The organism is Paenarthrobacter nicotinovorans (genome assembly GCF_021919345.1).
Lineage (GTDB): Bacteria > Actinomycetota > Actinomycetes > Actinomycetales > Micrococcaceae > Arthrobacter > Arthrobacter nicotinovorans.
In genome coordinates, this window is sequence record NZ_CP089293.1 from 2381346 (window position 1) to 2398899 (window position 17554).

General features: G+C 61.7%; 18 protein-coding genes. 3 read left to right on the plus strand and 15 right to left on the minus strand.

What is annotated here, in order from left to right; genetic code table 11:
- Positions 1–11: 11 nt before the first annotated feature.
- The 6 genes from JMY29_RS11080 to nrdH all read right to left on the minus strand — a co-directional run bounded on the left by JMY29_RS11080 (position 12) and on the right by nrdH (position 6975).
- On the minus strand, positions 12–1610 hold the full coding sequence (locus JMY29_RS11080) for an ABC transporter permease (protein WP_189075494.1): 1599 nt from the start codon (positions 1608–1610) through the stop codon (positions 12–14).
- Between the two features lie 4 nt (positions 1611–1614).
- A complete protein-coding gene (locus JMY29_RS11085; RefSeq protein ID WP_039241728.1) occupies positions 1615–2673 on the minus strand; it encodes an iron ABC transporter substrate-binding protein in 1059 nt (352 codons plus the stop codon).
- Between the two features lie 276 nt (positions 2674–2949).
- Positions 2950–3924, minus strand: a complete 975-nt coding sequence (nrdF, locus tag JMY29_RS11090; protein WP_011775019.1) for a class 1b ribonucleoside-diphosphate reductase subunit beta — start codon at positions 3922–3924, stop codon at positions 2950–2952.
- Positions 3925–4045: 121 nt separating this feature from the next.
- Positions 4046–6166: a class 1b ribonucleoside-diphosphate reductase subunit alpha gene (nrdE, locus tag JMY29_RS11095; RefSeq protein WP_026267172.1), complete on the minus strand. Its 2121-nt coding sequence runs from the start codon at positions 6164–6166 to the stop codon at positions 4046–4048.
- 32 nt (positions 6167–6198) lie between these two features.
- Entirely contained in the window at positions 6199–6669 is a 471-nt protein-coding gene (nrdI, locus tag JMY29_RS11100) for a class Ib ribonucleoside-diphosphate reductase assembly flavoprotein NrdI (protein WP_018777794.1), read from the minus strand.
- A 63-nt stretch (positions 6670–6732) separates the two neighbouring features.
- The gene (nrdH, locus tag JMY29_RS11105; protein ID WP_011775022.1) at positions 6733–6975 is read right to left on the minus strand and encodes a glutaredoxin-like protein NrdH; all 243 of its coding nucleotides are present in this window, start codon (positions 6973–6975) and stop codon (positions 6733–6735) included.
- Between the two features lie 396 nt (positions 6976–7371).
- On the opposite strand from nrdH, the gene JMY29_RS11110 reads away from it, so the two are divergent.
- Positions 7372–8337 (plus strand): LysR family transcriptional regulator, encoded by a 966-nt coding sequence (locus tag JMY29_RS11110; protein ID WP_189075493.1) that lies wholly within the window; start codon positions 7372–7374, stop codon positions 8335–8337.
- Positions 8338–8387: 50 nt separating this feature from the next.
- The gene (locus tag JMY29_RS11115) at positions 8388–8891 is read left to right on the plus strand and encodes a DUF2004 domain-containing protein (protein ID WP_018777796.1); all 504 of its coding nucleotides are present in this window, start codon (positions 8388–8390) and stop codon (positions 8889–8891) included.
- Between the two features lie 92 nt (positions 8892–8983).
- On the opposite strand, the gene JMY29_RS11120 is transcribed toward JMY29_RS11115, so the two are convergent.
- Genes JMY29_RS11120 through JMY29_RS11145 form a run of 6 tightly spaced genes read right to left on the minus strand, consistent with a single transcriptional unit; the run spans position 8984 to position 14101 of the window.
- Positions 8984–9679 (minus strand): hypothetical protein, encoded by a 696-nt coding sequence (locus JMY29_RS11120; protein ID WP_189075492.1) that lies wholly within the window; start codon positions 9677–9679, stop codon positions 8984–8986.
- Positions 9679–10716, minus strand: a complete 1038-nt coding sequence (locus tag JMY29_RS11125; RefSeq protein ID WP_189075491.1) for a vWA domain-containing protein — start codon at positions 10714–10716, stop codon at positions 9679–9681. Before JMY29_RS11125 ends, JMY29_RS11120 begins: the two co-directional genes overlap by 1 nt.
- Positions 10713–11708, minus strand: coding sequence for a vWA domain-containing protein (locus JMY29_RS11130; protein WP_189075490.1), 996 nt, complete (start codon positions 11706–11708; stop codon positions 10713–10715). Before JMY29_RS11130 ends, JMY29_RS11125 begins: the two co-directional genes overlap by 4 nt.
- On the minus strand, positions 11699–12160 hold the full coding sequence (locus JMY29_RS11135; RefSeq protein ID WP_189075489.1) for a hypothetical protein: 462 nt from the start codon (positions 12158–12160) through the stop codon (positions 11699–11701). The genes JMY29_RS11130 and JMY29_RS11135 overlap by 10 nt, the downstream gene beginning before the upstream one ends.
- Positions 12150–13082, minus strand: a complete 933-nt coding sequence (locus tag JMY29_RS11140; RefSeq protein ID WP_189075488.1) for a DUF58 domain-containing protein — start codon at positions 13080–13082, stop codon at positions 12150–12152. The genes JMY29_RS11135 and JMY29_RS11140 overlap by 11 nt, the downstream gene beginning before the upstream one ends.
- A gap of 11 nt (positions 13083–13093) precedes the next feature.
- Positions 13094–14101 carry an AAA family ATPase gene (locus JMY29_RS11145; protein WP_018777802.1) on the minus strand — a complete coding sequence of 336 codons (1008 nt, stop codon included), beginning with the start codon at positions 14099–14101 and terminating at the stop codon, positions 13094–13096.
- A 149-nt stretch (positions 14102–14250) separates the two neighbouring features.
- Here JMY29_RS11145 and JMY29_RS11150 point away from each other — a divergent pair, with 149 nt between their 5' ends.
- Complete coding sequence (locus JMY29_RS11150) at positions 14251–14454, plus strand: hypothetical protein (protein ID WP_227453649.1); 204 nt, start codon at positions 14251–14253, stop codon at positions 14452–14454.
- 21 nt (positions 14455–14475) lie between these two features.
- Here the strand turns inward: JMY29_RS11150 and JMY29_RS11155 are convergent, their stop codons facing one another.
- Genes JMY29_RS11155 through JMY29_RS11165 form a run of 3 tightly spaced genes read right to left on the minus strand, consistent with a single transcriptional unit; the run spans position 14476 to position 17530 of the window.
- Positions 14476–15297, minus strand: coding sequence for a carbohydrate ABC transporter permease (locus JMY29_RS11155; RefSeq protein ID WP_189075487.1), 822 nt, complete (start codon positions 15295–15297; stop codon positions 14476–14478).
- Positions 15294–16163: a carbohydrate ABC transporter permease gene (locus JMY29_RS11160; protein ID WP_189075486.1), complete on the minus strand. Its 870-nt coding sequence runs from the start codon at positions 16161–16163 to the stop codon at positions 15294–15296. The genes JMY29_RS11155 and JMY29_RS11160 overlap by 4 nt, the downstream gene beginning before the upstream one ends.
- Positions 16160–17530: an extracellular solute-binding protein gene (locus tag JMY29_RS11165; protein ID WP_189075485.1), complete on the minus strand. Its 1371-nt coding sequence runs from the start codon at positions 17528–17530 to the stop codon at positions 16160–16162. The genes JMY29_RS11160 and JMY29_RS11165 overlap by 4 nt, the downstream gene beginning before the upstream one ends.
- Positions 17531–17554: the final 24 nt, after the last annotated feature.

Here is a 17554-nt window from a genome sequence, read left to right on the forward strand (position 1 = left end):
GGCTTGTTCTGTCACTGTCCGGCTACTTTCTTGGACTGTTGGAAAAGCAGGTACGTCATGGGAGCCGAGAGCAGGATCATCAGCAAGGCATAGGGAGCTGCCCCGGTGTAGTCGATCTCGCTGCTTTTGCTCCAGAATTCGGTGGCTAGGGTCCGTGTACCGTTGGGCGCCAGGAGCAGCGTGGCCGTCAGTTCATTGACAATGGCCAGGAATACCAGGGCCGCTCCCCCGGCCGCGGCCGGGGCCGTGAGCCGCAGCGTCACCTTGAAGAACGACACCAAGGGGGCCTTGCCCAGGGATTGCGCAGCTTCGTCGAGTTCCTTGGGAGCCTGCGCGAGGCCGGAGCGCAGGTTGACCAACGCCCGGGGAAGGAACAGCAACACGTAGGCCGCAACGAGGACTCCTGCCGTCTGGTAGACACCTGGCACCACCCGGATGCTGACGGTCACAAAGGCAAGGCCAACGACAATTCCCGGAAGGGAACTGGTGACGTAGTTGGAGAGTTCAAGCAGCTTGCTGAACCAGCTGGGGTGCCGGACAGCCAGATAAGCCATGGGGAAGGCAACCACAGTGGTCACAGCCGCTCCAACAGCCCCGTACAGGAGGGTCTGAAGAAGTGCCGGAAGGAATTCCTCCGCCTCCCAGACCTCGGCGCCTCCGGCCATCACCCACTTCAGGACAAACCAGAGCGGCAAACCGAATGCCAGCGCAGTGAGCGCCAAGAGGCTCAGTTGGGCCGGCAGCTGGTAACCACCCAGCGGCAGCTGCGTGGTCTTGCCTTGGGCACCCGATCCGATGCGTGCATAGCGCGCCGTTCCGCGGCTCTTCACTTCAGCAAGGAGCAGGAACAGGCAGAGCACCACCAGGACGCTGGCCAGCATGTTGCCGGCGGCACCGTTGAACGTCGACTGGAACTGGACCATGATCGCCGTCGTAAAGGTGTCGAAGCGGATCATGGCGAAGGCGCCGTACTCGGCCAGGAGGTGCAGTCCAACGAGCAGGGCCCCGCCCGTCATGGCAATGCGGAGCTGGGGCACGACCACCCGGAAGAACACTGCCCACGGGCCCAGCCCAAGGGAGGCGGCGGATTGCTCGATGGCCGGGTCCAGGCGGCCAAGCGTGGCAGCGGCGGGTATGTACACCAGCGGGAAGTAGGAAAGGGTCGCTATCAGCACCCCGGACCACAGCCCCTCAAGGGACGGCACGGCCGAAACCCAGGCGTAGCTGTTGACGAATGCAGGGATAGCCAACGGGGCAGCCAATGCAACGGCCCACCAGCGGCGCCCCCGGAGCGTTGTCCGCTCCACCAGCCACGCACCACCGACCCCCAGCAGCAAGCACAGCGGGATGGTGATGACGGTCAGCAGGATCGTGTTGAGCAGCAGCTCACCCACGCGCGGGCGGACGATGAGCTCGACGGCGGTGTCCCAGCCGGTCGCGACGGTCATGTAGACGACGTAGCCCAGCGGAAGAAGCGAAAACAGGGCTATCAGCACTGCCAGGATGGACACGGTGGAAACGCCGAAAGGCGGGCGAGGGCGTTTGCCCTTGCCCGCCGTCGTCGTGCTTTCCGTTCCTTGTGGTCGGGAAGCCGGGAGGTCGGTGATCACAGAACTAGAGGAGCCCTGCCTTGGTCATCAGCTCGGTGACCTTGGCGGAGTTCAGCTTGGCCGGGTCCACGGTGGGAGCCTGCAGGTCCTTGATCGGGACGAGCTTGGCGTTGGCATCCACCTGAGAGGCGATGGCGTATTCGAAGGACGTGCCGTTCTTCAGGACTTCCTGGCCTTGCTTGCCGGTGATGAACTTCAGGAATGCCTGGGCAGCGGCCGCGTTCTTGGCGGACTTGAGGACGCCGCCACCGGAGACGGAAAGGAAAGCTCCCGGGTCCTGGTTCTTGAAGAAGTACGGGGTGACGTTCTTTGAGTTTTCGCCGGTCTTGGCTTGGTCGCCGTAGTAGTAATAGTGGTAGATCAGCGCGGCGTCGACTTCACCGGCATTGACTGCCTTCATGGCCGTGCTGTTGCCCTTGTAGGCCTTGAAGTTTTCCTTCATGCCCTTGAGCCATTCCTCGGTTGCTGCTTCGCCCTTGAGCTCAAGCAGCGCGGCAACAATAGCCTGGAAGTCGGCGCCGGACGGCGACGCTGCCCACTTGCCCTTCCACTCCGGCTTGGCCAAATCGAGCATCGACTTGGGCAGCTGGTCGTCGCTGATCTTGTTCTTGTCGTACACCAGGACGGTGGAGCGGGCAGCGATGCCGGTCCACTTGCCGGTGGACGGACGGAATTCAGCGGGAACCTGGTCAAGGGTTGCCTTGTCCACGTCGGCGAAAAGCCCTGCGTTCTCTACCTGCGCCATTGCCGGAGAGTTCTCAGTCAGGAAGACGTCAGCCGGGGAAGCCTGGCCTTCCTGGACGATCTGGTTGGACAATTCCGTGTCCGAGCCCTGTCGGATGGTGACCTTAACGCCGGTCTCCTTGGTGAAGGCATCCACCCATTCCTTGGTCAGGGTGTCGTGCTGGGCGTTGTAGACGGTGATTTCACCGGAGACTGTGCCTCCGGAGGCGGAACCGGAAGAAGCGGGGGCACTGCCGGCGTTGGAGCCGCAGGCGCTGAGGCCAAGTGCTGCGGTTGCCGCGAGGGCGATTCCGGCCAGCGCTTTCTTGGGGATGTTCATTGGGGGACTTCTTTCTGCGAACAAAAACTCTTGGGGGACCTTCATCCGTGCAGGCCTGAGTGTTGGGAAGGCGCGCTTCTGTAAGAGTAGGTAAGGCTTGCCTACCTGCAAAGCCGGATGGCCTAAAAGTGATCAGTATCACCATAATTACGCAAGTCTTACATGACCTAATGCTTCAAACGCTTGGCGGTCACCGGGCCGCTCAGAGCACAAAAAAACTCGGGACCAGCCGCTTCCGCAGCTGATCCCGAGCAGATTTCCGATCACTTGGACGAACTAGAACTCCCAGTCCTCATCTTCCGTGTTGACGGCCTTGCCGATCACGTAGGAGGAGCCCGAGCCGGAGAAGAAGTCGTGGTTCTCGTCAGCGTTCGGGGACAGGGCCGACAGGATGGCCGGATTCACGTCGGTGACCGAAGCCGGGAACATGGCCTCGTAGCCGAGGTTCATGAGGGCCTTGTTGGCGTTGTAGTGCAGGAACTTCTTGACGTCCTCGGCCAGGCCGACACCGTCGTAGAGGTCGTGGGTGTACTGGACTTCGTTCTCGTACAGCTCAAAGAGCAGTTCGAAGGTGTAGTCCTTGATTTCCTGCTTGCGGGCCTCGGAAACCTTCTCCAAGCCCTTCTGGAACTTGTAGCCGATGTAGTAACCGTGCACGGCCTCGTCACGGATGATGAGGCGGATGAGGTCGGCCGTGTTCGTCAGCTTGGCGCGTGAAGACCAGTACATCGGGAGGTAGAAGCCCGAGTAGAACAGGAAGCTTTCCAGCAGTGTGGACGCCACCTTGCGCTTCAGGGGATCGTCACCCTGGTAGTAATCCATGACGATCTGCGCCTTCTTCTGCAGGTTCTCGTTTTCGAGCGACCAGCGGAAAGCGTCGTCAATCTCCTTGGTGGAGCACAGGGTGGAGAAGATGGACGAGTAGGACTTCGCGTGCACGGATTCCATGAAAGCGATGTTGGTGTACACGGCTTCTTCATGAGGAGTGATCGCATCCGGGATCAGCGAGACAGCGCCCACCGTGCCCTGGATGGTGTCCAGCAGGGTGAGGCCGGTGAAAACACGCATGGTGAGCTGCTGCTCATCCGGCGTGAGCGTGTGCCACGACTGGACGTCGTTGGACAGCGGCACCTTCTCCGGAAGCCAGAAGTTGTTGACCAGCCGGTTCCAGACTTCCACGTCCTTGTCGTCCTGGATCTTGTTCCAGTTGATGGCCTCGACGTGCGTCAGCAGCTTGACCTTTTCGGTCATTTCATCCCCTTTTAGCGTTGGGTTCTTAAGGTAAGCGCACGACGGCGGGTGGTGACCCGCCGTCGTGCTTTTCAGTTATGAGCGCGGCAACTGCCGCAATTTATCAACCGTTGAAGGTCGATCACAGCATGCAGCTGACGCAACCCTCAACCTCGGTCCCTTCCAGCGCGAGCTGGCGGAGACGGATGTAGTAGAGCGTCTTGATGCCCTTGCGCCATGCGTAGATCTGAGCCTTGTTGATGTCACGCGTGGTGGCGGTGTCCTTGAAGAACAGCGTCAGGGACAAACCCTGGTCCACGTGCTGCGTGGCAGCGGCGTAGGTGTCGATGATCTTCTCGTAGCCGATTTCATAGGCATCCTGGTAGTACTCCAGGTTGTCGTTGGTCAGGTACGGAGCCGGGTAGTAGACGCGGCCGATCTTGCCTTCCTTGCGGATTTCGATCTTGGCGGCCACCGGGTGGATCGACGAGGTGGAGTTGTTGATGTAGCTGATGGAACCGGTAGGCGGAACGGCCTGGAGGTTCTGGTTGTAGATACCGTGCTCCATGACGGATGCCTTCAGCTCGCGCCAGTCATCCTGGGTGGGGATGTGGTGGCCGGCGAAGAGCTCGCGGACACGCTCCGTTGCCGGAACCCATTCCTGCTCGGTGTACTTGTCGAAGAACTCGCCGCTTGCGTAGGTGGACTTCTCGAAACCGCCGAACTTCTGGCCGGTCTCGATGGCCAGGCGGTTGGACGCGCGCAGGGCGTGGAACAGCACCGTGTAGAAGTAGATGTTGGTGAAGTCCAGGCCCTCTTCGGAACCGTAGTGGACGTGCTCACGGGCAAGGTAGCCGTGGAGGTTCATCTGGCCGAGGCCAATCGCGTGGCTCTGGGCGTTGCCCTGGGCGATCGAAGGCACCGAGTTGATGTACGACATGTCCGACACAGCGCTGAGGGCGCGGATGGACGTCTCGATGGAAAGACCGAAGTCCGGCGAATCCATGGTCTTGGCAATGTTCATCGAGCCCAGGTTGCAGGAGATGTCCTTGCCGACGGTCTCGTAGCTGAGGTCCTCGGCGTAGATGGACGGCGAGGAAACCTGCAGGATCTCCGAGCACAGGTTGCTCATGGTGATCTTGCCGTCGATCGGGTTGGCCCGGTTCACGGTGTCCTCGAACATGATGTACGGGTAGCCGGACTCGAACTGGATCTCCGCGAGGGTCTGGAAGAACTCGCGGGCGCTGATCTTGGTCTTCTTGATCCGGGAATCGTCGACCATCTCGTAGTACTTCTCAGTTACCGAGATGTCGGAGAACGGAACACCGTAAACCTTCTCGACGTCGTACGGCGAGAAGAGGTACATGTCCTCGTTCTTCTTTGCGAGCTCGAACGTGATATCCGGAACGACGACGCCCAAGGAGAGCGTCTTGATGCGGATCTTCTCGTCAGCGTTCTCGCGCTTGGTGTCCAGGAAGCGGTGGATGTCCGGGTGGTGCGCGTGCAGGTACACGGCACCTGCACCCTGGCGGGCGCCGAGCTGGTTGGCGTAGGAGAAGCTGTCTTCGAGGAGCTTCATGACGGGGATGACACCGGAGGACTGGTTTTCGATCTGCTTGATCGGGGCACCGTGCTCACGGATGTTGGTGAGCGAGAGTGCTACACCGCCACCACGCTTGGACAGCTGAAGGGCGGAGTTGATGGCACGGGCGATCGACTCCATGTTGTCTTCGATGCGGAGCAGGAAGCAGGAGACGAGCTCGCCACGCTGGGCCTTGCCGGCGTTCAGGAACGTCGGGGTAGCAGGCTGGAAGCGGCCGTCGATGATTTCGTCAACGAGGCGGTTGGCCAGCTCTTCATTGCCGCGGGCAAGGTGCAGGGCAACCATGCAGACACGGTCCTCGTAGCGCTCCAGGAAACGCTTGCCGTCAAAAGTCTTCAGCGTGTAAGACGTGTAGAACTTGAAGGCGCCAAGGAAGGTCTCGAAGCGGAACTTCTTCTTGTATGCGCGGTTGAAGAGCTCGCGGATGAAGTTCATCGTGTACTGGTCGAGGGTCTCGCGCTCGTAGTACTGGTTCTTGACCAGGTAGTCGAGCTTCTCTTCGAGATCGTGGAAGAACACGGTGTTGTTGTTCACGTGCTGCAGGAAGTACTGGTGCGCAGCTTCGCGGTCGGCTTCGAACTGGATCTCACCGTTCGGACCATACAGATTGAGCATGGCGTTGAGCTCGTGATAGCCCAGACCCTTATAGGCCTCAGGCAGCGGCTTCTTGGCCGTGTCCACAGCGCCCCCGGTTACTTCTGTTTCTGCGACAGTTGTGTCCAAAACTTTTCCAGCCCTTCGTTGACCCGTTGGACGTCTTCCGGCGTCCCCATGAGTTCAAATTTGTAAAGATGCGGCACTTTGCATTTCACGGAGATGATGTCTCCGGCTGCGCAGTAGTTGTCCGCGAAATTGGTGTTCCCTGCTCCGATAACACCGCGGATCAGTTCCCTGTTCCGGGGATCGTTCAGAAACCTGATGACCTGCTTCGGTACGGAACCTTCACCGTTGGTACCTCCATACGTCGGAAGTACCAGGACGAAGGGCTCCAGCGCCTGAAGCGGAGCGTCCTGGGCATAAAGCGGGATGCGGGCTGCGTCCCTGCCCAGTTTTTGGACGAATCGTTTGGTGTTCTCGGAGGTTGAGGAAAAGTAGATGAGGTGACTCCTCGTGGTGACAGCTTCCACAGCTCTGCGTGCGGTAGCCGCGGCCAGCGGTGCCATGGGAGTCACCTCAACTACATAGGAATTCTTGGTGTGGCGTGGTGGCGAAGTTTGAATGGAAACTTAGGCCACGGAGGAAACGGCCTGGGCCAGTTCCTCGATCTTGTCCGGGCGGAATCCGGACCAGTGGTCCTGCTCGGTTACGACAACCGGGGCCTGCATGTAACCCAGTGCCTTGAGGCGTTCAAGGGCCTCGGCGTCCTGGGAGATATCGACACTCTGGTAGGCGATGCCCTTCTTGTCGAGTGCCCGGTAGGTTGCGTTGCACTGAACACAGGCCGGCTTCGTGTAAACCGTTACGGTCATGATCCCTGTCCCCTAAGTTGAAGTCTGATTCTCTTCGTATCTGGCGGGCTCAACCGGAACTAACTACTGAATCCGATACCGGCCCGCAGGCTGCCGTGACAGCCAACACGCTCTTATTTAGTCTTGTGCTGGTTTCCCGCTCAATCCGTAAATCGATACTACATGTAGTGCAAGCGCCTCGCCGGAACCCCAAGATGATGTATTACAAGTATGTCATTCAATCCACCGCTCGTCCACAGGGCAAGGGGTTCAAAATGTCCGCAATTCCGCCAAACTGAGAGATGTCATCCACACCCTGTGGACTACTTAGCCACATTTAATCTTCAGCGTGTCGCCCCCGTCCGGCGTGTCGTGACACTTTGAAAATGTGGCGTGGCGAACAGCTAAAATCTGCTGATGGTCAACCTTCTCCACCTCCGGACGCTGATGGAGGTAACCCGGCTGGGTTCCTTCGCAGCCGCCGCCGCCCAACTGGGCTACACAGCCTCGGCAGTCTCCCAACAGATGGCCGCGCTGGAACGCGATACCGGCGTCGAGCTCTTCCAGCGCTCAGCACGAAGCGTGGTGCCGACGGAAGCCGCAGTGACCATGACGCGGCACGCCTCGAAGGTGCTGACAGACGTGGAAGCCCTCATGGCTGCAGCGTCCCGGACCACCGACTCCCCCGCCCAGGAACTGCGCCTGGGCATCTTCCCCAGCCTGGCAACCTATGTCTTGCCGGACATCCTCAGGAATGAAAGATGGAACGGGCTGGGCATCGAACTCAAAGTGTCCGTGGCCGAACCGGCGCAAACCATCCAGGGACTCCGGAGCGGTGGCGAGCTCGACGTGGCCCTCGTGTACCAGGTGGGACAGTCCGGTTTGGCGTGGCCGCATTCGCTCGAACGGCAGTGGATCGGCGACGACGACTTCCGCGTGGTCCTGCCCGCCTCCTGGAAAATCCGCGAGGATGCCGAGATCGAAGCCGCCCACCTTTCCGACATGCCGTGGATCGTCCACCACCCCGGCACCAGCGATGCATTGGTCATTGAGCGCCTGTTCGCGAGCTGCAACCTGCATCCCCGGGTGGTGGCCTACAGCGACGACTTCCACGCGAGCCTTGAAATGACCGCGGCGGGGCTTGGTGCCTCGCTGGTACCGGAACTGGCACTGCGGAACCGGCCGGCCGGCGTCGTGGTTCTTGATGTTCCGGACATCCGGCTGGCACGAAACGTCTTCGCCTTGTTGATCAACGAAAAGCGGACTGCCCAGGTGCAACTCTTCACCCAGCTACTGGCAGATACCCTCCGTGGCACGGCGGGCAAGAGCGGTCTCCACCCCCTGAAAACCACTCCTGTCAAGGGTCCGCAACGGCGCACGTGAAATATCCCCAAGTGCTGGAACGCACTGGATGTAGGGGTTAGATTGATCACATGGGCAAGGTAGCGAGCAAACATTTTGGGGAGATAGAGCTCAATCACGGGCGCGACCATTGCTTCGTCGCCAGACATGAGCTCGGCGGCAACCAGCTGGAACTGGACCTGAATGTCACCGCGCATGACCACTTCGACGAGGCGGCCCTGCGCAAGGTGGACTACCGTTTGCGTTTCCTGCCCGAACTGGTGGACCAGGTGCGCGAGATGATCGCCGACGAACTTGACCAGGACGGTACCAACCCCCAGCAATTCCTCCATTTCCACTGTTCCCAGCTCAAAGAGGAACAGCTCGAGTCAGTCTTTGGTGTCCGGGAAAAGGACCAGCTCACCAACGATGTCTTCCTTAAAGCCCTCAAGCTCGGCCATGTAGCCATCTATCCTGGACAGCCCGAGCGCTATTTCGTCCTCGATTTCACCCTCGGCTCGCATTTCACGGACGAACTGCTGGTGGCCGCCGCGGACGAAGACGGCGTGGTGGATGACGAGATTTTGTGGGAGTAGCACAAGGCGTTTGACGCCCGACGGCGGGTAGGAGCCGATGGCAGTTTAACGACACCGGTCCTGCGGATGGTGAATCCTCGACGCCGGATCGGTCACCAGGGCTTCTCCACACCGGTACTGTCGTCGGGTCCGCGCAGATACTCGTCACGCTCCTGGCCCTCTCCCCGCTCGAGTTGGGCCTTCCGGGCACTCTCTTCGAGCTGCTGGAGTTGCTTGTCCTGCGGCGGCGTGGACTGTTGCGGTGCGTTGTCCTTCGACTCGTCGCCTCGGTCCTTCTGTCCGTTAAGCCGGTCCCTGGCTGCCGCAAGGGCGTCCCCCTCCCCCGCCGCATTCGCAGGTCCGGGCTGCTGGCATTGGGCGGGCGCTGCGTCGATCACCGCCAAGGCTTCGCGGACAAGCCTGTCCTTGGCCTGCGGATCAGGTGCCGAATCCGCGAGCTTCTCCACACTCAGCACGAGGTTCACGCGGATCCTGCACTCGTCCACTCCGCCGCCGGCCCTCAACGCAGCCTCGAAGTCCGCCCGTGCAGCAGCAAAGTCGCCGGCCAGGACCTTTGCATCTCCGGAAGCGAACGGGGCCTTATGGGGTTCAAGCACGTTGGCCACCCCAAGCCAGGATGCCGCCTGCGCCACCCCGCCCTGCTTTCCTGCCGTGAAGGAGCTTTCCGCCGCGCCACCCAATATGCCCACGCTCAGGAGTTTCGCAGCGACTGCGAGCGCCAGGAGGGCAAAAGGAGCCGACCAGAGCGCGAGGCGACGGTCTCGGCGTCGTGGATTCATGGCGGTCATCAGCTTTGCTCTTTCGACTGCGGACTCCGGGCCGCCCGAAGCGCGCCCAGGTGCCTGAATGGTTCCGGGAGGGCCAGGACGAAAGCCGCCAGTGCGAGCAACCAGTAGAGCTCGATCCTGCCCGGCACATCCGCGTCACCCGCGGAGACAGCTCCGGGCTGCGCTTTTTCGAGCATGTCGGATACGGGTCCGGTGCCGGTCCGGTGGGTGTAGGGGACATTCAGTTGACCTGCGATGGTGCGCAGTTGCGTTTCGTCGATCGTCGAGATCGCGTCCTGGCCTCCGCCGGAGCTTCGATCCTTCACGTAGGTGGGGGCGCTCTTTGAGGAGTCCTTCATGCGCCCTCCGGCGGCAGTCCCGTATCCAAGGACTGCTCCCCCGGCCACGTTGGCTCCATCCATGGGCGACGGAGCCGTATTACTGGTGTTCTCGCCGTCGCCTGCATAGAAGACCAAGGCTGGCCGCCCCGGGTGCTGTTCCTGCGCGGCGGCGAGCCTTTCCTTGAGGAGTTGACCGGCTCCGCTCACGCTGCTGCCCTTGGCGTAGCGGGGATTCTGGGGCTGGAGCGTAGCCATGCTGGTTTGCAGTGCACTGGCATCCTGGGACAACGGCATGCGGACGGTGGCTTTGTCATCGAAGGTGATCAGGGAGAATTTGGCTCCGGCGAGCTCCTCTGCGATCGCCATGACATCCTGGCGGACTCCCGCCAGCCGGGTGCCGGTTCCGTTGTAGTCTTCGGCCGCCATGCTGGTGCTGCTGTCCACGACAAAGAAGACGTCCAGGTCCGCGGACGTGGTGTTGGCCTGCCCGCCGGCCCAGCCCGGCCGCAGGGCGGCAAGCAGGAGGAGCACGACGACGACGCACCGGATCACCGCCTGGCGCAAGGCGCGCCGTGACCGGCTTTGCACCGGGCTGCCGCCGTTGTGCCTGATAAGGGGGAAGGCCGTCCAGACAGTGAACGCGATGGCGCCCAGGCCGAGGGCTGCGAGGACAGGCCAGGGCAGGATCGGGGCCAAGGTCAGGGCGTTGTTCATCATCGATCGAGCCTCCTTCCCAGTACCAGCATTCCCAGCCCGGCCAACAGCGCGACGCCCAGGGGCCAGGCGGGTGCATCGGCAACAACGGAGCGCGGGGCCGACAAGTAGGCGGTGGCCTCAGTCTCCTGGACCTGGCGGACGATACGCGGCACGGCATCTGGGCTGTCCAGGGTGGAATAGGTGCCGCCTGTCGCCTCCGCGGTCGCCTTGAGCTGCGCACCAGGTTGTCCGGAATCATCCCCGTAGTCCATGTCGCTGGGATTGAGGGCGTGAATCTTCACGTTCTTGCCGGCGGCCAAGGCGCCCGCTTCGGACAGGGAGAAGATCGACGCACCGGAAACAAAGTTATCGGTGGCTAGCACCACGGACCGCGAGCGCTTGGTGTCCTCCGCGGTGACGCCATTGCCGGCTGTGTCCGGGAAGCTTTGGACACAAGAGGCGAGTCCATCACCGATGAGTGATGAGCCTTCCCCGTTCCAGGTGCCGTCGAAGAACGAGCCCGCACCGTCCGCCAAGGCTTTTTCGGCTTGGGTGAGCTGTTCCTCGGCATAGTCGTAATCATCGGTGAGGGGAAACAACTGGACACTGCTGCTGTCGAAGATGACCATGCCGATCCTCTCCCCGTCGAACTCCTTGGCGAGGTCCTTGAACACAGCTGCCAAGGCCGCATCGGTGCTGGTCATTGATCCGGAGACATCCAGACACAGGACGATGTCCCTGTTGCGGATCTCCGGTTGTTCGGTGGAGCGCAGGGCCGGGCGGGCGGCAGTGATCGCCGCTGCTGCCAGGAACAGGCCTGCCAACAGTGCGGCGAGGACCAGCCGGGCCCGGTAGCGGCGAAGGGCACGCTGGTATTCGGGCAGGTCGGTGAGCCGGTCGCCATGGGCAATAGCCCGGGTCAGCACTGGCCGCCGGCGCCGGAGGTACAGCAGGGTACTGACCGCCACCGCTGCGGCTGCCAGCGGCAGAATCCACCAGTAGGTCAGTTCCATGCCTGAACCACCTGGCGGGCAATATCGGCAGAGTGGCTTACTGATTGAATCGGCTGGGCCGAAAATTCACTGGGATAGATTTCCGCGATCCCGTCGGCCAGGCCATGCAAGCCCTGACGGCGCAACTCAGCCAGGGTCATTGAGGTGACGGGAAGTGCTGTGGCAGCTCCAGCGAACTCCCTCACGAGGAAGCTGAGCCTCTGGTGGGCGTCGCGCACCGGCACCCGCCCGGCGTCGGCATCCCTTGCAGTTGCCTCTATCGCGTCCAGGCAGGATGACCGCAGTGCTTCCAGGTCCGGTTGTCCACCCGTCTGCCCGGCGGGCCCGGGTGCCCGTTGTGGCCGGAAAAGCCATCCGTACCATCCTGCGACCAGCACAAGGAGGAGGATCCCCAGCCACATCCACTGGGCCTGGTATTGAAATGGTGCGTAGAACGTGGTTTCAGTCGGCACCCTGACCCCTTTTCGGCCCGCCCCGGGAAGCGAGTGCTCCCTGGCGGTGCTTTTCCAGGAGGGAGAAGACCGTCGTGACGACGTCATCGCTGCCGGTGGTTTGTTGTTCGGCGATACCCAATCGGCGGAAAAGGTCCCTGCGCTGGTCCGCACGCTGGGTCATCGCCCGCTTGTAAGCGGCCCGTACTGCCCGGTCTGCGGCAAGCGGGAGCGGTATGCCGGAGCCGGTACCGATGTCCATACTGTCCTCTTGACCCGGTGCGTCCGGCCCTGGTGCGAGGTCGGCGTCGCGGACCGTGAGCCAAAGAAGTTCATGCCGTGCCCGTAGCCTGCGCATCAGGTCCGCGGTTCGGGCATCAGGCAGAACCTCGTCGGCAACAACCACCACCAGCATCCGTCCTTTGATGAACCGCAGGACGTAGTCCAACTGCTCTGCTATGTCACTGGGACGGGCGTCCGGACTGATGCTTGAGTCGATCTCCCGCAGCAGCCTCTCCAGGTGTTCCTCGCCGCTTTTGGGAGGCCTGTACCGGGAGCCGCCCTCATTTCCGTGCACGAGGCCTACGTCGTCGCCGTGACGGCAGGCGAGGTACCCAATGACTCCCGCCGCATGAACAGCGATGTCCTTTTTGTTTTCCCCGGAAAGAGCTTCTGCTGCCATGTTCCTGCCGGTGTCCACCAGCAACAGCACTGAGTGGCGTCGAATGGCCACGTAGCGCTTGACGAGGGGCGAGCCGTGCCGTGCTGTGGCTTTCCAGTCAATGTCCCTGACTTCGTCGCCGGGGACGTAGGTGCGCAGCTCATCGAAATCCAGGCTTCGGCCTTTGAAAACCGAACCGTACTCGCCGTCGAGCAGGGTGAGGGTCCTGCGGTGGGCGAAGATGAACATCTTCGACTTAACGCGTCTGATGAGGCTGGGCACCTGCCGCCCCGTTACGGCGTCTGGACGGACGCCAGGACGGCATCGATGACGGTCTCCACGGCAACGCCCTCCACGACGGCATCGAAGCCGAGGATGATGCGGTGGCGCAGGACGCGGTGGGCGAGGTTCTTCACGTCCTCGGGGATGACGTGGTCGCGTCCATTGAGCAGGGCCAAGGCCCGGGCCGCCTGGCTGAAGGCGATACTGGCCCGCGGGCTGGCCCCGAACTCCACGAGATTGGCAAGGTGGGGTTCCAGGTACTGTGACGCGTTGCGGGTGACATAGGCCAGACCAACGATGTACCGGACGATGGCCGGGTCGATGTAGACCCGACGCACGAGTTCCTGGACCTGAACCACCGCATCGAGGGACGCGGCCGCCGGCGGTTTCTGCCCGGCACTGAACACGCCGGCGTCGATCCGGCGGATGACCTCGGCTTCTTCGGCAGGGCTGGGATAGTCCAGGACATCCTTGAGCATGAACCTGTCCATCTGCGCTTCGGGAAGGCGGTAGGTGCCCTCCTGCTCAATCGGGTTTTGCGTAGCGAGCACCAGGAATGGCTGCGGCAGCGGATAGGATTCCCCGCCGATCGAGGTCTGCCGTTCCTGCATGGCCTCGAGCATGGCACTTTGGGTTTTCGCGCTGGATCGGTTGATCTCATCCAGCAGGACGATGTTGGCGTGGACCGGCCCCAGCTGCGTGACGAAGGTGCCCTTGGCGGCGTCGAAAATCTGGGTTCCCGCGATGTCGCTGGGAAGCAGGTCCGGCGTGCACTGGATCCGGCGGAAGTCGGCACTGACCGATTCCGCGATGGCCTGGGCTGCCGTGGTCTTGGCCAGTCCGGGAACGCTCTCCAACAGCACATGCCCTCCGGTGAGCAAGCCGATCACCAGGGTCTCACGCAGCCGGGTTTGGCCCACTACCTTGTTTTCGAAGCTCCGGACTATGCTGCCCACTAGTTGCTGGGCGCGTGCCATGTCCGGTGCATCGATTCCGGCCGTGGCTGTGGTCTGGTGCACTGGGGTCCCCTCGCTGGCGTTATGAGTCGTGCCGCAAGCGGTGGGCTTTGTGTTTCCGCCTGCATCGGCCACTCTATCCAAACGGCCCCCGGTCGAGGCCGCAATGGGTACCCCTCCCCATGGGGGCGCCGGAGGTCTATCCTTTTGCCATGCATCAGCTACCAGCCGCCTATCAGAATTATCTGGCATCGCAGGACCAGCACGTCATCGATGCCGTACGTCCCGTTCTCCTCCAGTCAGCAGCCGACCAGCGGCACGGTGTCCGCATCACCTTCAACCGGGGACCTACCGGGCACCAGGCTCACGTGGACGAGTCAATTCCCTTCGGCGAGATCATCGAAGACATCGACTGAACCGTCGCAGTTACCCGCGGGTCAGCCCTTCATGGCCCCGGACATCGCAAACGAGTTTCCCATGCCCCGTGATACCACCGCGTAAAGAACCAGCACCGGGACGGAATAGAGGATGGAGAACGCAGCCAGCTGGCCGTAGGCGATGGCGCCATGCTGGCCGAAGAAGCTGAAGATGGACACGGCCGCCGGTTGCTTTCCCGTGGACAGCAGCAGGATGAAGGGGACGAAGAAGTTCCCCCACGCCTGGATGAACACAAAGATGAACACCACTCCAAGCCCCTGTCCCATGAGTGGCAGAACGATGGTCCGTAACGTCGTTAGGTTCGATGCCCCGTCCATCCACGCCGCCTCTTCAAATTCCAGGGGAACCGAGTCCATGAAGTTCTTGGCCATCCAGATCGCCATGGGCAACGTGGTGGTGGCCATGAAGAAGATGGTCGCAGCCATGGAGTCCAGGAGCTGCAATTGAACGAACAAGCCGTAGACCGGGACCATGATGGCGGTCACTGGCAGTGAAGTGCCGAACAGCACCGTGTACATGAAGGGCTTGTTGAACCGGGACTGGTATCTGGACAGCGGGTAGGCGGCCAGGACGGCTGCAAGTAAGTTCACCAGGGCAGTACCGGCCGATAAGACGAAGCTGTTGAGCAGCGGACGGCCCAAGAGCTCAGGTGTCAGGACGGCGCTGAAGTTAATCATCGACGGCGCCGATGGCACCTTGGTCTGGTACCCCGCTTGAGGGTCGACGGCGGCCAGCACCAGCCACAGCAGCGGCGCCGCGAAGCACAGGCCAATCACCAGCAAAGCGACGTCGGCACCAAGCCTGGTCCTGGAGCCCTTCATGCGCGCCGCTCCCGCAGCAGCCATACGTACACCGCACCAAAGACCATTCCCAGCAGGATGAGGACCGATGCTACCGCTGTGCCGTAACCGATGTCCCCGAACTTGAATGCTTCCTGGTAGGCGAGAACAGGCAAGGTTGTGCTGGCGTTGGCGGGTCCCCCCGCTGTCATTACCCAGATGAGGGTAAACACGGCCAGTGTCTGCAGGGTGATCAACATCAGATTGGTGGCGATGCTGTTCCTGATCAGCGGCAGGGTGATGAACGTGAGCCGCTGCCATCCCCGGGCACCATCCATGAGCGCGGCCTCGGAGACATCCCGGGGAACATTCCCCAGCGCTGCACGGTACACGAGCATGGAGAAGGCCGTACCGCGCCAGGTGTTGGCCAGGATGATGGCCACCAGCGGGAACGAATACAGCCAATCCAAGCCGCGGGTTCCCAGTGCAGCCAGTATCTGGTTCAAAGTGCCGTCGCGGTTGAAGTACGCGTATGCCGCGAACGCAGCCACGATTTCAGGGAGAACCCAGGCAGTCACCACGGCTGTGCCCACCCAGTCCGACACGGTTTTGCCTGAGCGTGTCATGAGCAGGGCGATCAGCAGGCCGAGGAGATTCTGGCCCAGCACGGCCGAAGCAGCAACGAAAACGACGGTGAGCCACATAGCCATGGGAAAGGCGTCGTCGGTAAACATCCGGACGTAGTTCTCCGCGCCCACCCATTGCGGCTCCCTTGCCGCTTTTCCGGTCAGGGCAGCGTCCGTGAAGGAGGCGTAGAACGACCAGGCCACGGGAGCGAGCAGGAAAACCAGGAGGAGCAGAATGGCCGGGGCTACTGGCAGGAGCCGCGAGAGGCGGCGAATCTTCATCGCTGCAGGACCTTGTCCTCACCTACCAGTTTGCGGACAGTGGCATCGTACTCCGCGGCGGCCTCCTGGGGACTCTGCCTGCCTGTGATGACCGACTCCGTGGCGACCTGGACAGCGGTGGAAATCCGCGGATAGTCAGCAGTGGCCGGCCTGTAGCGCGTCACGTCCACCAAGGCGGACACGTCCTTGACGAAAGGATTCGCTGCAAGATAACCCGCCTCAGCGGCCACGTCCGTTCGAACGGCGATCTGCGAGTTATTGATGTCGTACGCCAAGGCGTTTTTCTTGTTCAGCGCGGTGGCAAGGAACTGGAAGGAAAGCTCGGGGCTCTTGGTCCCAGCACCCACAGCCAAGGTCCAACCGCCCGACATGCTGACGCTGCCTGGTTCCTGGCCCTTCTGGGTGGGGAAGGCGGCCACAGCCATGTCCTGTTCATAGCCGGCCCACTCGTATGCGCCGCCTTTTTTCCAGAACGACGGCGCGTAGGAACCTTCCACGGTGGCCGCCAGTTTGCCCTGCGGGAACCACTCTCCGAAGACTTTCTTCCAGACATTGGCATCCAGCGCTTCCGCAGGACTGACGGCGAGTTTCTCGTCATAGAGGGTCTTCAGGAACGCCAGGGAGTCAGTGAAACCCTGGGAACCGACCACCCACTTCCTTTGGTCCTCGTCGTAGAGGGTGCTGCCGGTCCCGTAGAGGAGCTCATAGAAGCTCTGCATCACTGTGCCTTCGCCCGTACCCTTGCCGGCGTACATGGTGAAGGGAATCACTGTGGAATCGGCGGCTTTGACCTTCCGGGCCATCGCCAGAATGTCGTCCCAGCTTTCCGGTTGCCACGGAACAGCAATCCCGGCCTTCTGCAGCACGGCTTTGTTGTACCAGATCGCACGCGTATCCGTGCCCAGCGGCACCGCGTAGATTCCTCCGTCGTCTGCACGGCCGGCCGCCTTCGCGGCTTCGCTGAATTTCGCCCAGTCTTCCCATTTCCCAAGGTAACTGTCCAACTTGAGCAAGTAGCCGGCGTCGACGTCGGAGCGTACTTTGAAGGTGTCTTCGTAGAAGACATCCGGTGCTGTGTCCGGGGACCGCTGCGCCAGGGCGAGTTTCGTCCCGTAGTCGTCATCGTTGGCCTGGATGGGCTGGAGGTCAACCGTCACGCCGGAATTGGCCGCCTCGAATTCCTTCTTGGCTTCCTGCATCACGGCATCGAGCGCTGTGAAGGCATCGGTTTTTTGGTACACGATCTTCAGGGTCGTTTTCCCGGCTGCGTCCGGCGTGGACGAACACGACGTCACCCCGGCAAGAATGGCAGCTACGGCAATTGCGGCCACCATCTTCATGGATCGCATGGTCTTCACTGGGCGCATGGTGCTCCAATCAGTCAAACGTGC

What these genes read in the sequence shown, in the direction of transcription:
- JMY29_RS11085 (WP_039241728.1), bottom strand. Translation starts at nt 2,673, where the DNA reads ATGAACATCCCCAAGAAAGCGCTGGCCGGAATCGCCCTCGCGGCAACC.
- nrdF (WP_011775019.1), bottom strand. Translation starts at nt 3,924, where the DNA reads ATGACCGAAAAGGTCAAGCTGCTGACGCACGTCGAGGCCATCAACTGG.
- nrdI (WP_018777794.1), bottom strand. Translation starts at nt 6,669, where the DNA reads ATGGCACCGCTGGCCGCGGCTACCGCACGCAGAGCTGTGGAAGCTGTC.
- nrdH (WP_011775022.1), bottom strand. Translation starts at nt 6,975, where the DNA reads ATGACCGTAACGGTTTACACGAAGCCGGCCTGTGTTCAGTGCAACGCA.
- JMY29_RS11110 (WP_189075493.1), top strand. Translation starts at nt 7,372, where the DNA reads ATGGTCAACCTTCTCCACCTCCGGACGCTGATGGAGGTAACCCGGCTG.
- JMY29_RS11115 (WP_018777796.1), top strand. Translation starts at nt 8,388, where the DNA reads ATGGGCAAGGTAGCGAGCAAACATTTTGGGGAGATAGAGCTCAATCAC.
- JMY29_RS11120 (WP_189075492.1), bottom strand. Translation starts at nt 9,679, where the DNA reads ATGACCGCCATGAATCCACGACGCCGAGACCGTCGCCTCGCGCTCTGG.
- JMY29_RS11125 (WP_189075491.1), bottom strand. Translation starts at nt 10,716, where the DNA reads ATGATGAACAACGCCCTGACCTTGGCCCCGATCCTGCCCTGGCCTGTC.
- JMY29_RS11130 (WP_189075490.1), bottom strand. Translation starts at nt 11,708, where the DNA reads ATGGAACTGACCTACTGGTGGATTCTGCCGCTGGCAGCCGCAGCGGTG.
- JMY29_RS11150 (WP_227453649.1), top strand. Translation starts at nt 14,251, where the DNA reads ATGCATCAGCTACCAGCCGCCTATCAGAATTATCTGGCATCGCAGGAC.
- JMY29_RS11155 (WP_189075487.1), bottom strand. Translation starts at nt 15,297, where the DNA reads ATGAAGGGCTCCAGGACCAGGCTTGGTGCCGACGTCGCTTTGCTGGTG.
- JMY29_RS11160 (WP_189075486.1), bottom strand. Translation starts at nt 16,163, where the DNA reads ATGAAGATTCGCCGCCTCTCGCGGCTCCTGCCAGTAGCCCCGGCCATT.
- JMY29_RS11165 (WP_189075485.1), bottom strand. Translation starts at nt 17,530, where the DNA reads ATGCGCCCAGTGAAGACCATGCGATCCATGAAGATGGTGGCCGCAATT.